The organism is Mesorhizobium sp. ArgA1 (assembly GCF_053714375.1).
In genome coordinates, this window is sequence record NZ_JBSKBQ010000002.1 from 26,546 (window position 1) to 41,137 (window position 14,592).

At 64.9% G+C, this 14,592-nt stretch carries 11 protein-coding genes; 1 reads left to right on the plus strand and 10 read right to left on the minus strand.

Translation table 11 applies throughout. The features are described from left to right. Window positions 1–51 precede the first annotated feature (51 nt). Window positions 52–2,373, plus strand: a complete 2,322-nt coding sequence (locus ACWGTI_RS07515; RefSeq protein ID WP_454586520.1) for a PAS domain-containing sensor histidine kinase — start codon at window positions 52–54, stop codon at window positions 2,371–2,373. 54 nt (window positions 2,374–2,427) lie between these two features. Here the strand turns inward: ACWGTI_RS07515 and ACWGTI_RS07520 are convergent, their stop codons facing one another. The 10 genes from ACWGTI_RS07520 to ACWGTI_RS07565 form a co-directional block, all read right to left on the minus strand. Next, the gene (locus ACWGTI_RS07520) at window positions 2,428–2,901 is read right to left on the minus strand and encodes a hypothetical protein (protein ID WP_454586521.1); all 474 of its coding nucleotides are present in this window, start codon (window positions 2,899–2,901) and stop codon (window positions 2,428–2,430) included. Window positions 2,902–2,966: 65 nt separating this feature from the next. Next, the gene (locus tag ACWGTI_RS07525) at window positions 2,967–5,933 is read right to left on the minus strand and encodes a bifunctional [glutamine synthetase] adenylyltransferase/[glutamine synthetase]-adenylyl-L-tyrosine phosphorylase (RefSeq protein WP_454586522.1); all 2,967 of its coding nucleotides are present in this window, start codon (window positions 5,931–5,933) and stop codon (window positions 2,967–2,969) included. Beyond that, complete coding sequence (locus tag ACWGTI_RS07530) at window positions 5,933–7,408, minus strand: ATP-binding protein (protein ID WP_454586523.1); 1,476 nt, start codon at window positions 7,406–7,408, stop codon at window positions 5,933–5,935. The genes ACWGTI_RS07525 and ACWGTI_RS07530 overlap by 1 nt, the downstream gene beginning before the upstream one ends. A gap of 7 nt (window positions 7,409–7,415) precedes the next feature. Beyond that, window positions 7,416–8,090, minus strand: coding sequence for a response regulator transcription factor (locus tag ACWGTI_RS07535; RefSeq protein ID WP_454586524.1), 675 nt, complete (start codon window positions 8,088–8,090; stop codon window positions 7,416–7,418). A gap of 199 nt (window positions 8,091–8,289) precedes the next feature. After that, complete coding sequence (locus tag ACWGTI_RS07540; RefSeq protein WP_454586525.1) at window positions 8,290–9,837, minus strand: Do family serine endopeptidase; 1,548 nt, start codon at window positions 9,835–9,837, stop codon at window positions 8,290–8,292. A 119-nt stretch (window positions 9,838–9,956) separates the two neighbouring features. Further along, window positions 9,957–10,424, minus strand: coding sequence for a cytochrome c-type biogenesis protein (locus ACWGTI_RS07545; RefSeq protein ID WP_454586526.1), 468 nt, complete (start codon window positions 10,422–10,424; stop codon window positions 9,957–9,959). Then, on the minus strand, window positions 10,421–12,412 hold the full coding sequence (locus ACWGTI_RS07550) for a heme lyase CcmF/NrfE family subunit (RefSeq protein WP_454586527.1): 1,992 nt from the start codon (window positions 12,410–12,412) through the stop codon (window positions 10,421–10,423). Before ACWGTI_RS07550 ends, ACWGTI_RS07545 begins: the two co-directional genes overlap by 4 nt. A gap of 2 nt (window positions 12,413–12,414) precedes the next feature. Beyond that, entirely contained in the window at window positions 12,415–12,855 is a 441-nt protein-coding gene (gene ccmE, locus ACWGTI_RS07555) for a cytochrome c maturation protein CcmE (protein WP_454586528.1), read from the minus strand. Between the two features lie 3 nt (window positions 12,856–12,858). After that, window positions 12,859–13,998 carry a c-type cytochrome biogenesis protein CcmI gene (gene ccmI, locus ACWGTI_RS07560; protein WP_454586529.1) on the minus strand — a complete coding sequence of 380 codons (1,140 nt, stop codon included), beginning with the start codon at window positions 13,996–13,998 and terminating at the stop codon, window positions 12,859–12,861. A 117-nt stretch (window positions 13,999–14,115) separates the two neighbouring features. Next, window positions 14,116–14,559, minus strand: a complete 444-nt coding sequence (locus ACWGTI_RS07565; RefSeq protein WP_454573924.1) for a hypothetical protein — start codon at window positions 14,557–14,559, stop codon at window positions 14,116–14,118. Window positions 14,560–14,592 lie beyond the last annotated feature (33 nt).

Genomic DNA, 14,592 nt, shown 5'->3' on the forward strand with positions numbered 1-14,592 from the left:
GTGCGGTGTTGCCAGATCGTCAAGCGTACGGAAATTCGGGGAGTGCCATTTATGGCCAAGGCGGACGCGTGGGGCGCGCCCGGAGGGACGGCTTTTGAGCGGCGTACGGCGCGGGGCGACGGCCTCGCCGGCAATACGCGGCTCATCGCTGAACCAGCCTACCGGCGGCTCCTGGCTGCTGAACCGCTTCTGCGCCGATCGATACCGGCGCTCATCATCATCTTCCTGATCGTCATCGCCGCTTTGCGCGTCCTGTCGCTGATGAACGAGCGCGACGAGGTCGAGCGCGACGTCAAGGCGGTGCTGGGGCTCGCCGCCGGCCAGATGGCGAACGCAATCTCGGCCGACCCGAACGCGGCCGCCGGCGGCGCCATCGACCTGCTGGAAAGCACCAGCCGCCAGGGCGCCATGGGCAGAAGCCACGTGCTTGTCATCACCGACAGCGCCTTCAAGATCATTGCCGTGTCGCCGCTGTCGACCGGATGGCAGGGGCGATCGCTCGACAGCCTGGCGCTGGACGGCCAGCCGCTGTTCATGTTCGGCGACCGCGCCGGCGTCATGGATGTCAGCATCGGCGGGCAGGACTGGTATGCGGCCGTGAGCCTGACCCGGGACCGCAAGAACGCCGCCGCAGTGCTGGTGCCACAGGAAGCGGTGTTCGACAGCTGGCGCAAGACCGTCTCGCTCAACGTTACGCTGTTCGTGCTGACGGCGGGCGTGCTGATCATCATCCTCTACGCTTATTTCGGCCAGGCATCGCGCGCCCAGACGGCCGACCGCATCTATCTCGAAGCCCACCAGCGCATCGACATGGCGCTGGTGCGCGGCCGCTGCGGCCTGTGGGACTGGGACATGGTGCGCGGCAAGATGTACTGGTCGCGCTCGATGTATGACATGCTGGGCTACGAGCCCTGCAACTCCATGCTGTCGTTCGGCGAGGTCGACGACATCATCCACCCCGAAGACGGCGACCTGTTCCAACTTGCCAACCGGATCGTCGAGCGCGAGATCGACCATATCGATCAGGTGTTCCGCATGCGTCACGCCGACGGCCAGTGGGTGTGGATGCGCGCCAGGGCTCAGGTGATCGATCCGGAAGCGCCTGAAATCCAGCTGATCGGCATCGCCGTCGACGTCACCGAGCAACGGCACCTGGCACTGCGCTCGGAGGCGGCCGACCTGCGGCTGCGGACCGCGATCGAGAATATCAACGAATCCTTCGTGCTGTGGGATGCCGCCCAGCGCCTGATCATGTGCAATTCCAAATACCAGAAGGACAATGGCCTGTCGGACCGCGACGTCATGCCGGGCGCGGCGCGCGCCGTGCTGGAAGATCGCATGCTGGCCTTCGCCTCGGAACGGCGGTTGGCCAACACCAACGGGCCGCAAGGCGGCGCAACCTTCGAGCGGCAACTCTCGGACGGGCGCTGGCTGCAGGTCAACGAACTGAGAACCCGGGACGGCGGCACCGTCTCCGTCGGCTCCGACATCACCCAGATCAAACTGCACCAGGAAAAGCTGGTCGACAGCGAACGCCGGCTGATGGCGACCATCCACGACCTCAGCCTTGCCCGGCGGGCCGAGGAAGAACGCGCCAAGGAACTGGTCGAACTGAACCGCAAATACATGAAGGAGACCGAGCGCGCCGAGGCTGCCAACCGGGCCAAGTCCGAGTTCCTGGCCAACATGTCGCATGAACTGCGCACGCCGCTCAACGCCATCATCGGCTTTTCCGAACTGATGGAACAGGGCCTGTTCGGGCCGCTCGGTTCGCCGCGCTACGAGGAATATGCCAATGACATCAACGGCAGCGGCAAGTATCTGCTGGGGGTCATCAACGACATACTCGACATGTCGAAGATCGAAGCCGGCCAGTTCTCGATGGATCGCGAGGAAATCGATCTCTGTCCGCTGATCCGCGAGACGGTGCGCGTCATCTCGCTGCAGGCGGCTGAGAAATCGATCACTGTCGAAACCCGCATCGCCGATACGATGACACTGTTTGCCGACCGCCGGGCGATCAAGCAGATCGCCATCAACCTTCTCTCGAACGCAGTGAAGTTCACCGGCCAGGGCGGCCATATATTGGTGCGCGCCCGCAACACCTCCGGCGCGCTGGTGCTGACCATCGAGGACACTGGCTGCGGCATTCCGAAGGAAGCGCTGAGCAAGCTTGGCCGGCCATTCGAACAGGTGCAGAACCAGTTCTCCAAGAACCACGCTGGCTCCGGCCTCGGCCTCGCCATCTCGCGCTCGCTCGCCGAGTTGCAGGGCGGGGCGCTGAAAATCCGCTCGACCGAAGGTGTCGGCACCATCGTGTCGGTGCGCATCCCGGTGAAGAAGGCGCAGCGGGCGGTGAAAGCGGCGGCCTGACTTCATCGAGGCATGGCTGCCCGGCGGCTTTCGCCACCGGAGCCCTGTCACCATTCACTGCATGCTGTCGTCGCCGCCGTCCCATTGGCGATGACGGCCCATGCGGCCGTTCTTCGGCAATTCGTTACGCTCGATCTTGCCGTCATTGTTGCGGTCGAGCATGGCGAACACTTTTTTCTCACGCCCGGTGATGTCTTCCGTGGTCAATGTGCCGTCGCCCTTGGTGTCGTAGCGAGCGACGATGCGCTTGGCCATTTCCTCGAACCGCGCCTTCTCCAGTGCGTCGGCGAGCTGGGCGACGGTCAGCTTGCCGCCATTGTCGGCGACCAGCTTCTTCAGCCGCGCGTTCATGGCGTCGGAGAACTGGTCGAAGCTGATGGTGCCGTTGGAATCCTTCATCGCCTTGCTGAGGCGCATCATCGTGCCCTCGCGCATTCTGGCGCTGGCATTGTTCTCGGCATAGGCGGTGGTGCCGACGGCGCCGGCGAGCGCGACAAAGGCAAGGGCAAGTCCGGTTGTCTTTCTCATGGGTATTCTCCTGTTGCATCGTCACCCCCGATGCGATCCGAAACAGCCGTCAGCGCTTCACGCCCTCACGACCGCTCCGTACGAAGCAGAAGGTCGAAATCCTTTCTGACCTTTTGCGACGTCTCCTTGAGATGTGCTTCCAGCACACCGAAATCCGGCAGGCCAGTCACCGCCAGAAGCAGATCCGACAATCCCGGCGGAACGTCGTCGCGTTCGAAGGCACCGGTGAGGCAAAGCCGCGTCATCTGGGTCAGCGCCAGATAGAGCTGGTAGGCTTCGCAAAGCTCTTGCCTGACATCAGTGTCCGTGAAATCCGGGGCCAGATGCGAGAGGATTTCGCCGGTCGCGGTCACCCCGCGGCCGGCTTCGACCTGGCCGGTGATGACGGCCACCTGCGCGATGAATTCGAGGTCGACGAGGCCGCCGGAGATCAGCTTGATGTCCCAGAGATCGCGCGGCGACTTTTCCTTCTCGATCAGAGCGCGCATCTCTAGTGCCTCGGCCTTCACCTTGGCGATGTCGCGCGGCAGGGCCAGCAGTGCGGCCACCTCGGCCTCGACCTCGGCGCAGAGCGCCGCGTCGCCGCCAATGACGCGTGCGCGGGCCAGCGCCATGTGCTCCCAGGTCCAGGCCTCCTGGCGCTGGTACTTCTTGAAGGCGTCGACATGGGTTGCCACCGGCCCCTTGTTGCCGGACGGCCGCAAGCGCAGGTCGAGTTCGTACAGCACGCCCTCGGCGGTCGGCGCCGAGACAGCTGCGATCAAGCGCTGCGTCATCCTGGCGTAGTAATGCGACGGCGCCAGCGGCTTGTCGCCGTCGGATTCTTCAGCATCGGCGTCGTGATCGTAGAGCAGGATGAGGTCGACATCGGAGCCGGCCGTCAATTCGCGGCTGCCGAGCTTGCCCATGCCGAGCAGCGAAACCGTGCCGCCGGCGATGCGGCCGTGGCGCAGCGCGAATTCGGCCGTCACCGCTTGCAGTGCGGCGTCGATGGTGAGGTCGGCGAGGTCGGAAAAGGCACGGCCGGCACGGCTCGGGCTGATCGAGCCTGCGAGCAGGCGCACACCGATCAGGAACTTCTGCTCGGAGGCAAAGATGCGCAAGCGGTCGAGCACATCCTCGTAAGCGCTGTCACCTTCGATGAAAGCCGCCAGTCGCGCCGATAGATAGGCGCGATTGGGCAGTTCGGTCAGCAACGCCGGATCGAGCAGACCGTCGAAGACATGTGGGCGCCTGGTGATGATCGCAGCCAGCCGGGGCGCGGCGCCCATGATGGTCGCCATCAGCTTCAGCAGAGCGGGGTTCGATTGTAGCAGCGAAAACAGCTGAATGCCGGCTGGCAGACCGGCGAGGAATTCGTCGAAGCGAACAAGCGCCTCATCAGCGCGGCGCGTCTGGCCGAAGGCTTTGAGCAGCGCCGGTGTCAGTTCGGTCAGCCGCTCGCGCGCCTCGGCCGACTGGGTGACGCGGTAGCGGCCGAAATGCCAGCCGCGGATGACGCGGCAGATATCGCTCGGCCGCTTGAAGCCGAGGCCGTGCAAGGTCTGCAGCGTGTCGGGGTCGTCGACATCGCCGGTAAAGACCAGATTGCCGATGCCGGCCGACAGTTCCGGCGCGGTTTCGAACAGCGCAGCGTAGTGGCGCTCAACTTCATGCAAAGCCGCGCGAAAAGTTTCGGAAAATTTGGCGGCATCGGCAAAGCCCAGCATGTGGGCGATGCGTTCCAGTCCCTCATCATCGTCCGGCAGGATATGCGTCTGCTCGTCGGCGACCATCTGGATGGCATGTTCGACGCGGCGCAGGAACCAGTATTGGCGGGTGAGTGTGTCGCGGGCATCGGCGGTGATCCAGTTGCGCGCGGCCAGCGCGCCCAGCATCGGCACGGTCTCGCGGCCGCGCAGCTCGGGAAAACGGCCGCCGGCAATCAGCTGCTGGGTCTGGACGAAGAACTCGATCTCGCGAATGCCACCGCGGCCGAGCTTGACGTTGTGCCCCTTCACCGCGATCTCGCCATGGCCCTTGTGGGCATGGATCTGGCGCTTGATCGAATGGACATCGGCGATCGCCGCGTAGTCCATGTATTTGCGCCAGACATAGGGCTGCAGCTCCCGCAGGAAGGCCTCGCCGGCGGCGAGGTCGCCGCCCACGGGGCGCGCCTTGATCATGGCGGCACGTTCCCAGTTCTGGCCGCGCGCCTCATAGTAGCGCAGCGCCGCCTCGACCGGGATCGCCAGCGGCGTCGAGCCGGGATCGGGGCGGAGCCTGAGGTCGGTGCGGAAGACATAGCCGTGCTCGGTGCGGTCGTGCAGGATGCGGACCAACCTGCGGGTCAGCCGCGCAAACAGCTCGGTGGCATCGAGCGGATCGACGATCGCCTTCGCTTCTGGATCGAAGAAGACGACGAGGTCGATGTCGGAGGAAAAATTCAGTTCATGCGCGCCGAGCTTGCCCATGCCGAGCAAGATCCAGCCGGACCACCACGACGGATTGTCGGGATCGGGCAATTTGAGCTTGCCCTGGCTGTGCGCCTCGCGCAGCAGGAAATCGACGGCAGCGCGGGTGCATGCGTCGGCGAGATCGCTGAGACGCCTGACCGTCAGCGCGGTCTCCGCCTCGCCGGCGAGATCGGCGAGCGCAATCAGGAAGTGAGCTTCCCCCTTCCAATGCCTGAGCTCCATCATCAGGCTCGATTCCGAAACAGTCTCGGTAAAGGCGGCCTTGCCGATCGCTTCGGCAATGCTGAGCAACCTGGCCTCGACACCGTGATCGAACAGCGCGTCGAGGATTTGCAGCCGGCGGCGCGCGATATCGCGCAGGAAGGGCGAGAGGTCGAAGACGGCAGCGAGAAAATCCTGGGCGGCGCCCTTGCCGCCCAAAAACTTCGCCAGCCGTGGCAGGCCTTCGTCCTCGGCGTCGCCGGCGATCTCCGACAGTTCACGCCGGGCGCGGCTCCCGTCCAGCGGCGCCAGTTGCGCCGCCAGCTGCAGGTGCCAGTCCGTCTCGGTCCGTTTCGCCGCCATCCTCACCGCCATCAATGGTCCTCCCGCACCGGGAAACTCATGATAACGGACAATCCGGGATTGGCAGGCAGAAGTTCGAGCCTGCCATTGTGAAACGTCATGATCGCCTTGGCGAGGCTGAGGCCGAGGCCCGAACCCGGCTGCGAGCGGCTCTTTTCCAGCCGAACGAAGCGCTCGGTCGCCCTGGCGCGGTCGGCGTCGTCAGGGATGCCATGCCCATTGTCGGCGACAGAAAGGCGGATGTCGTGGCCGACGCGCTGCAGGGCCACGTGCACAGAAGGCTTTTCCGTCGCGTCGGTGGAGTATTTGATTGCGTTGTCGACGATGTTCGACAGCGCCTGGCCGATCAGCTCGCGGTTGCCATGGACGGAGAATTCCCCGGCCACAGAGGTTTCGAGCTCGACGCCAGCCTCCTCCGCCACGGGCTCGTACAGCTCGACGACATCGCGCACGGCGGCGGCGAGATCGACCTTGCTGGTGCTTTCCGAGGAGTAGCCCGCCTCCAGCCTGGAGATCATCAGGATGGCGTTGAAGGTTCTTATCAGCTGGTCGGACTCGGCGATGGTGCCTTCCAGTGCCTGCCGGTAGTCGGTGTTCTTGTGCTTGCCCGAAAGTGTGGCCTCGGCGCGGTTGCGCAGTCTGGTCAGCGGCGTCTTCAAATCATGGGCGATGTTGTCGGAGACCTGCTTCAGGCCTTCGTTCAGCGTAGCGATCCTGGCCAGCATGGTGTTAAGGTTTTCCGACAGGCGGTCGAACTCATCGCCGGCGCCGGTCACCGGCAACCGGCCTGTCAGGTCGCCGCCCATGATGCGGCGGCTCGCCTCCGAGACGCTGTCGATGCGCTTCAGCGCAGCACGGCCGACAAAGAACCAGATCAGCAGCCCGCCCAGCCCCATCATGCCCAGCGCCAGCATCAGGGCGCGGCGGATGACGGCTCGGAAGCGCTCGGGTTCGCCGAGATCGCGGCCGACAAGCATGATCATCTGGTTGGGCAGCCGCAGCACCAGGGCGATGGCGTTGTGGCCCTTCTCGCCTTCGGACTGAATTTCGGTCTCGCCGGGCTGCGTCCCGTTGGGATCGGCAGCCTGATTGCGCTGCCGCTCGAGCTCGCCTTCGCCGAAGCGGCGATAGGAGAATGGCTCGGTTGTCCAACCGTCGGTCTCGAGCACGCCCGGCTCCAGGCTCTGCACGTTGCCGGTCAGGATCTGGCCGTTGGCGTCGGCGATCAGATAGAGGTTGGCGCCAGGCTGGCGCGAGCGCTGTTCGACCACGCGCACCAGCACCGGCAGGCCGCCGCGCTGATAGGCCCGTGCCAGGCCGAGCACCTCGTCATTGATGGTCTGCTGGGTCTGGCCGGTCAGCATGCGCGCGGACAGCGACGTCATGTAGAACACCAGCAGCACGGCGCAGAGCGCGAAAAGCAGGAAATAGAGCGCCGAAAGCCGCGCCGCCGTCGTCCTCATGATGGCCGGCAAGGATAGGGCCATTGAGTTTCTAGCCGCTCTTCAGCATATAGCCGGCACCGCGCACGGTATGCAGGATCGGTTTGTCAAAACCCTTCTCGATCTTGCCGCGCAGCCGCGAGACATGCACGTCGATGACGTTGGTCTGCGGATCGAAATGGTAGTCCCAGACATTTTCGAGCAGCATGGTGCGCGTCACGACCTGGCCGGCATGGCGCATCAGATATTCGAGCAGGCGGAATTCGCGCGGCTGCAGCGTGATCTCGCGCGCGGCACGCTTCACGGAATGAGAGAGACGGTCAAGCTCGAGATCGCCGACCCGGTAGACGGTTTCGGCTTCCCTGGCGCTGGCGCGGCGGTTCAGCACCTCGACGCGGGCGAGCAGTTCGGAAAAGGCATAAGGCTTGGTCAGATAGTCGTCGCCGCCGGCTCGCAGGCCGGTGACGCGGTCGTCGACCTCGCCCAGCGCCGACAGGATCAGCACCGGCGTGGTGTTGCCGCGCGAGCGCAGCCCGGCAATGACCGAGAGCCCGTCGCGGCGCGGCATCATACGATCGACGACCATGACGTCATAGTCGCCCGCATCGGCCAGCGCAAAGCCGGTTTCACCGTCGCCGGCGACATGGGCGGTATGCCCGGCCTCGCCGAAGGCCTTCTGCATATAGTCGGCCGCCTCGCGATCGTCTTCTATGACGAGAATCTTCATAGAGCCGTTATACGCGATTTCGCTGGAAGATTGAGGGGCCGCCATGTTCGCACAACTTTGCTGTTAGAGCGGCAGCGGGCGATGGGAGCCCGCTGCCGCCGGGGGCAGAACACGATGACTGACTAACGCGTTCGGCCCCTTGCTTTCCCATGCGGCGGCTCGGGGGTGTTGAAACCGCCGCACTGGAAACTGTGTGATGTCATCCCTTGGCGACCGGCAGGGCGACGAAGCGATTGCTATCGTCGCGGGTGATCTGCATCAGCACCGCCTTGCGGCCGGACTTGGCTGCATCGGCCATCGCCCTGGTGACGTCCTCGGTGCCGTTCACCTCCGTCGAATTGACCGAGGTGATGACATCGCCGGGCTGGATGCCACGGTCTGCGGCATCGCTGTCGGGATCGACATCGGTCACCACCAGGCCCTTGCCGTTCTCCGACTTGGTAACGGTGAGACCGAGATCGGCGAGTGCTGCGGGCTTTGCCGGTGCCGCAGGCTGTTGCTGGTCGGCCGAGGCCTGCTTGTCGGTGGACGGCAGCGTGCCGAGATCGACCTTGATCGTCTCGCTCTTGCCGTCGCGCCACACCGTGACGTCGATCGCCTTGCCGGGCGAATAGGCGCCGATCAAGCGGGCCAGCTCCTTCGGCGATGCAACGTCCTTGCCTTCGACCTGGGTGATCACGTCGCCGGCGGTGATGCCGGCCTTCTTGCCGGGTCCGCCATCCTGGGCGCTGGAAACCAGGGCGCCGTTCTGCGACTTCAGGCCCAGCGATTCGGCGATATCGGAGGTGACCGGCTGGATTTCCACGCCGAGCCAGCCACGCTGCACCGAACCGCTCTTCATCAGATCCTGCACCACCTGCTTGGCGGTCGAGGCCGGAATGTCGAAGGCGATGCCGACGCTGCCGCCCGAGGGCGAGAAGATCGCCGTGTTGATGCCGACGACCTGGCCGTTGAGGTTGAAGGTCGGGCCACCCGAATTGCCGCGGTTGACCGACGCGTCGATCTGGATGAAATCGTCATAGGGGCCGGCGCCGATGTCGCGGCCACGGGCCGAGACGATGCCGGCGGTGACGGTGCCGCCGAGGCCGAACGGATTGCCGACGGCAACCACCCAGTCGCCGACGCGAACCTTGGAATCGTCGGCGAAATCGACATAGGTGAACTTGCCGACGCCATCGACCTTGAGCACGGCGAGATCGGTGCGCGGATCGGTGCCGATCAGCTTGGCATCGAGTTCCTTGCCGTCGTTCATCACAACAGTGAAGGCCGAGCCTTCCTCGACGACATGGTTGTTGGTGACGAGATAGCCGTCATCGGAGATGAAGAAGCCGGAGCCCTGCGCCACTGGGCGGGGCTGGTCGTTGTTGTGGTCGCGGTGGTTGAACCGGCGGTTGCCGAATTGGCCGTTCTGGTCGCCGAAGCCGCGGAATTGCTTGAAGAACTGGCGCAGTTGCGGATTGTCGGGCAGAGGGTTGCCGTCCGGATCCTGCATCTGGTCGGAACCGTCATCGGCGGCAGGCTCGATCTTGGCCTTGACCTTGACGCTGACCACGGCGGGCGAAACGCGCTCGACGACATCGGCAAAGCCAGGCACCTGCGGCGCCTCGACCCGCACGGCGTCGGCCAGGACAGGGGCCGTGCCGGTGGCGACGGCGCCGAAACCAATGGTGCCGGCAATGGCCAGCGATGCGGCGGCAGCCAACAGGCGCTTACGGGTGCGGGAATATGAATTGGGGGCAATAGACATGGATCTGTATCCTCTTTTCACTGGATGCGGCTCAGGCAGAGCATCCTCGGAGAAGAGGAATAGAGCGGCGCACATTACGGCGCCATTTCCGGTTCATGAAAGTTTTGTAATGTTGGGCTTCAGTCGCGCCGCAGGATGGTGTCCAGCGCCGCCTGTTCCTCGGCGCTCAGCGCCTTGCTCGCAAGCGAGCGGCGGGAGCGCGTGGTGAGCACAATGAAAATGCCGCCGATCAGAAGCAGAATCACCGGCGTGCCCCACAGCAAAGCGTTTCGCGGGTTGAAGCGCGGCTTCAGCAGCACGAACTCACCGTAGCGCGATACGATATAGTCCATCACCTGCTGGTCGGTGTCGCCGGCAACCAGGCGCTGGCGCACCAGGATGCGCAGGTCGCGGGCAAGATCGGCGTCGGATTCGTCGATGGACTGGTTCTGGCAGACCATGCAGCGCAGGCCTTCCGACAGCAGACGCGCCCGCGCCTCAAGCGTCGGGTCAGCGAGAACCTCGTCCGGCTTGACTGCCTGGGCGGCGCCGGCAAACAACAGTGCCAGCAACAAGATCAACGAAGCCAGCGAGACCCTGGTGCTCACGGCACGCCCGCCGACGGCATGGCGGAAGCCTGCTTGCGGCGGCGCGACGGCGCGCCGACACGCAGGCGGCGGTCGAACAGCGACATTGCCGCGCCCGCCATCATCACGAGAGCACCGCCCCAGATCAGCGTCACCAGCGGCTTCCACCAGAGGCGCACGACGACCGAACCGTCGGTGCCCTCGTCGCCCAGCGACAAATAGAGCTGGCTGAACCCGATCGTCTCGATGCCGGATTCTGTCGTCGTCGTCTGCCGCACCGGAAAGAAGCGCTTGGCCGAGGTGATCTCAGCCGAAACACCGCCATCAGCCCCGATCACGGAAAAGCGGCCGCGATCTTCGCTATAGTTCGGGCCTTGCGCGGGATAGAGCCCTTCGAAGCGAAGCGTGTGGCCGGACAGTTCGACGCTCTCACCGGCATGCATCGACAGGATTTTTTCGGTGCCGAAGCACAGCGTGCTGACAATGCCGAGCGTCGTCAGCCCAAGACCGAGATGGGCAAGTGCCGTGCCGAACACCGAACGCGGCAGGCCGGCGAAACGGCGCAGCATGATGGCCGGCGACACATTGCCAAAGCCGGATTTGACGGCAAGGTCGGTGAGCGCGCCGCAGACCAGCCAGCAGGCGAGGCCGACGCCGAGGGCCGCGAACACCGAGGCGCCGTCGATGAACAGGCCGGTGACCAGTATCGCCGAGAGGGCGACAGCAAAGGCGGCCATGAGGCGCTGGGCGACGGCATAGAGGTCGCCGCGCTTCCAGGCGAGCAGCGGCCCGAACGGAACCAGGACCAGCAGCGGCAGCATCAGCGGGCCGAATGTCAGGTTGAAGAACGGTGCGCCGACCGAGATTTTGCCGGCCGAAAGCGCCTCGACCGCCAGAGGATAGAGCGTACCGACCAGCACGGTGGCGGTCGCCGTGGTCAGGAACAGGTTGTTGAGGACCAGCGCGCCTTCGCGCGAGATCGGGTGGAACAGGCCGCCGGCGGTCAGCCTTGAGGCGCGCAGCGCAAACAGCGCCAGCGAGCCGCCGATGAACAGCGTCAATATGCACAGGATGAAGATGCCGCGCGTCGGATCGGTGGCGAAGGCATGCACCGAGGTCAGCACGCCAGAGCGCACCAGGAAGGTGCCGAGCAGCGACAGCGAAAAGGTCAAAATGGCGAGCAGCAGCGTCCAGATTTTTAGCGCCGACCGCTTTTCCATGACGATGGCCGAATGCAGCAGCGCGGTGCCCGCAAGCCACGGCATGAAGGAGGCGTTCTCGACCGGGTCCCAGAACCAGAAGCCGCCCCAGCCGAGCTCGTAATAGGCCCAGTATGAGCCCATGGCGATGCCGCCGGTCAAAAACATCCAGGCGACCAGCGTCCATGGCCGCACCCAGCGCGCCCAGGACGCATCAATGCGGCCTTCAATCAGAGCCGCGACCGAGAAGGAGAAGCAGATGGAGAAGCCGACATAGCCCAGATAGAGCAGCGGCGGGTGGATGGCGAGGCCGAGATCCTGCAGGACCGGGTTGAGATCGCGGCCCTCAATCGGTGCCGGATTGAGCCGGATGAACGGATTGGACGTCGCCAGGATGAACAGGAAGAAGGTGGCGCCGATCGCCCCTTGCACGGCTAGTACATTGGCGCGCAGTGTTGTCGGCAAATTGGAGCCGAAGACGGCGACGAGCGCGCCGAAGAAGGTCAGGATCAGCACCCAGAGCAGCATCGAGCCTTCGTGATTGCCCCAGGTTCCGGTGATCTTGTAGATCAGCGGCTGCAGCGAATGCGAGTTTTCCCACACGCTCGCCACCGAGAAATCGGAGCTTGCATAGGCGCCGGCAAGTGCGGCGAAGGACAGCGCCGTCAGCGCGAAGCCGGTAACCGTGACAGGCCCGCCGACGGCCATCAGCCGCTGGTTGCCAGTGCGGGCGCCGATGAGCGGCACGAGCATCTGCACCAGCGACAGTGCGAAGGCGAGGACGAGCGCGAAATGTCCGGTCTCTACCATTATCAGTTCGTGCTTTCCTGCCAGACGCCCTTGGCCTTCAGCCCGTCGGCCACTTCCTTGGGCATGTAGCGTTCGTCATGCTTGGCCAGCACGCTGTCGGCGACAAAGACGCCGTCGGTGTCGAAAGAACCCTCGGTGATGACGCCCTGCTCCTCGCGGAACAGGTCGGGCAGGATGCCGGTGTAGGTGACCTTGACCGATTTGTGCGTGTCGGTCACCGAGAACGCAACGGTTGCGCCCTCCCCGCGCACGACCGTGCCCTTTTCGACGAGGCCGCCGAGCCTGATGCGCTGACCCGGCTCGAGGCTGGCGGTGGTCAGATCGGCAGGCATGTAGAAATAGGAGGCCTTCTGGCCGAGCGCATAGAAGGTCAGTCCGGTGGCGGCGCCGAGGAAAGCCAGCCCTCCGACAATCACAGACAATCGCTTCTGCTTGCGGGTCATGTCCTACTCCGTCGCCGTCAGGCCGAGCGAGGCGGCAAAGGCGGTGAATTTCTTCGCTTCGTCACTGTCGGCGCCGAAAACGGCAATACCGCGATGCAGCGCGTCGCGGGCCTGGTCGGCCTTGCCCAGCACCACATAGGAACGAATGAGCCGCATCCATCCTTCCGTGTCGCGCGGATTTTGCCGCAGTTTTTCATCAAGACCAGCGACCATGGTGTCGATCATGGCCTGCCTGTCCCGCGGCGCCATCGACGAAGCAGCATCGACGGCAGCCGCATCGGGGCCTTTCGCGGGCTCTCCTGACGCGACGCTGCGGTTGGAAGCCTCGGCCAGCGCCTGCTGGACGGCACCGCGCCAGGGTGAGTCCGGCGGCAGGAGCCCGAGCATCTTCTGCCAGGCAGCGGTTGCCTCTGCCAGACGGTCTTCCTGCGCCAGCGCCATCGCCAGGTAGAAGGACGCTTTCGGGTTTGCCGGATCAAGCTTCAACGCCTGCTCGAAAGCGGCTTGGGCATCGGCCGAGACAATACCGCCGGCCGCATTGGCGATCGCCTCGCCGAGCCCGGCCTCGCGTGCAGCGGTATCGCCGTCGAGGCGGATGGCGTTGCGATAGGCGGTCACGGCATCGGAAAAACGCTGCAGGCGCAGATAGATCGGGGCCAGCACGTCCCAGCCCCGGCCGTCGGTCGGGTTGGCCGCAAGATGAGCCTCGGCGCGTGCCACCAACTCATCCACTGAGCTGTCGGCCGGATTCTTGGCCAGCCGTTCGGCAAGCGGCTGCGACGGCAGATCCGGCGAGCCCAGCTGGCTGTACAGGCTCCAGCTGAGCAGCGGGACCAGCAACACAGCTCCCGTCGCCACCGGCCTGGCCGCCCTCGACGGCTGCCGCATGCCGGGTGCATGGGCCTGACCAACATCCCCCAGGCGAAGGATGCGGCGGGCGATTTCGGCACGCGCCTCCTCGGCTTCCGCCGGCTGGATCAGGCCGCGCGCGGCGTCACGCTCGAGCTCGGCCAACTGGTCGCGATAGACTTCGAGATCGTGCTCGCTGCTGGTCGAAGCGCCCTTGCCACCGCCTGTCAGCGGCAGCAGCACCGCCAGGCTTGCGCCCAGCGTGAGGATTGCGGCTATGACCCAGAACAGCATGGTTCTTCCAATAGAACGAGTGCCCTGCCCTGCCAACACGGGCATGCTGCGACGCTTTGACGGGACATCAAGTCCCGATCAAGGCAAGGCCCGGTTCCGATCCGCCGGACCGGGCTGTCAGGTCAGCGGCGTCCAGCTGCCGTCGGTGTTGCGGCATGCGGTGCCGCGCGCGGTCTGGCCGGCCGTGCCGGTAAACACCGTATGGGTGTACTGGCGGCAATCCTGCGAGCCGACGCGATAGGGCTGGGCCGCGACGACTTCGCCGGAATGGGCCGAACTGTCGCTCTTCCACGTCACCTTCTGGCCGCTCGCCGTGTATTCGAGCGCCTTGTATTCCGCCTCGAGCGCCTTGCGCTTCTCGGTCTCGTTGAGGCCACTGCCGATGGAGCCACCGACGAGCCCGCCGGCCATGGCCGAAATGATCGTCGTCGCGACTTTGGCCCCTGAAGGAGGCGACGCGGGTGGGTTGGTGATGGAAATATCCGGGCCGCCGCCTTTGCTCAGCGTTCCGCAGCCGGAAAGAGCGAGCAGTGCGGAAACGAGCGCAACGCGAATCTTCATGCCTACAACCAGTTTTCTTGAACGGGATGCGCC

What these genes read in the sequence shown, in the direction of transcription:
- ACWGTI_RS07515 (WP_454586520.1), top strand. Translation starts at nt 52, where the DNA reads ATGGCCAAGGCGGACGCGTGGGGCGCGCCCGGAGGGACGGCTTTTGAG.
- ACWGTI_RS07520 (WP_454586521.1), bottom strand. Translation starts at nt 2,901, where the DNA reads ATGAGAAAGACAACCGGACTTGCCCTTGCCTTTGTCGCGCTCGCCGGC.
- ACWGTI_RS07525 (WP_454586522.1), bottom strand. Translation starts at nt 5,933, where the DNA reads ATGGCGGTGAGGATGGCGGCGAAACGGACCGAGACGGACTGGCACCTG.
- ACWGTI_RS07530 (WP_454586523.1), bottom strand. Translation starts at nt 7,408, where the DNA reads ATGGCCCTATCCTTGCCGGCCATCATGAGGACGACGGCGGCGCGGCTT.
- ACWGTI_RS07535 (WP_454586524.1), bottom strand. Translation starts at nt 8,090, where the DNA reads ATGAAGATTCTCGTCATAGAAGACGATCGCGAGGCGGCCGACTATATG.
- ACWGTI_RS07540 (WP_454586525.1), bottom strand. Translation starts at nt 9,837, where the DNA reads ATGTCTATTGCCCCCAATTCATATTCCCGCACCCGTAAGCGCCTGTTG.
- ACWGTI_RS07550 (WP_454586527.1), bottom strand. Translation starts at nt 12,412, where the DNA reads ATGGTAGAGACCGGACATTTCGCGCTCGTCCTCGCCTTCGCACTGTCG.
- ccmE (WP_454586528.1), bottom strand. Translation starts at nt 12,855, where the DNA reads ATGACCCGCAAGCAGAAGCGATTGTCTGTGATTGTCGGAGGGCTGGCT.
- ccmI (WP_454586529.1), bottom strand. Translation starts at nt 13,998, where the DNA reads ATGCTGTTCTGGGTCATAGCCGCAATCCTCACGCTGGGCGCAAGCCTG.
- ACWGTI_RS07565 (WP_454573924.1), bottom strand. Translation starts at nt 14,559, where the DNA reads ATGAAGATTCGCGTTGCGCTCGTTTCCGCACTGCTCGCTCTTTCCGGC.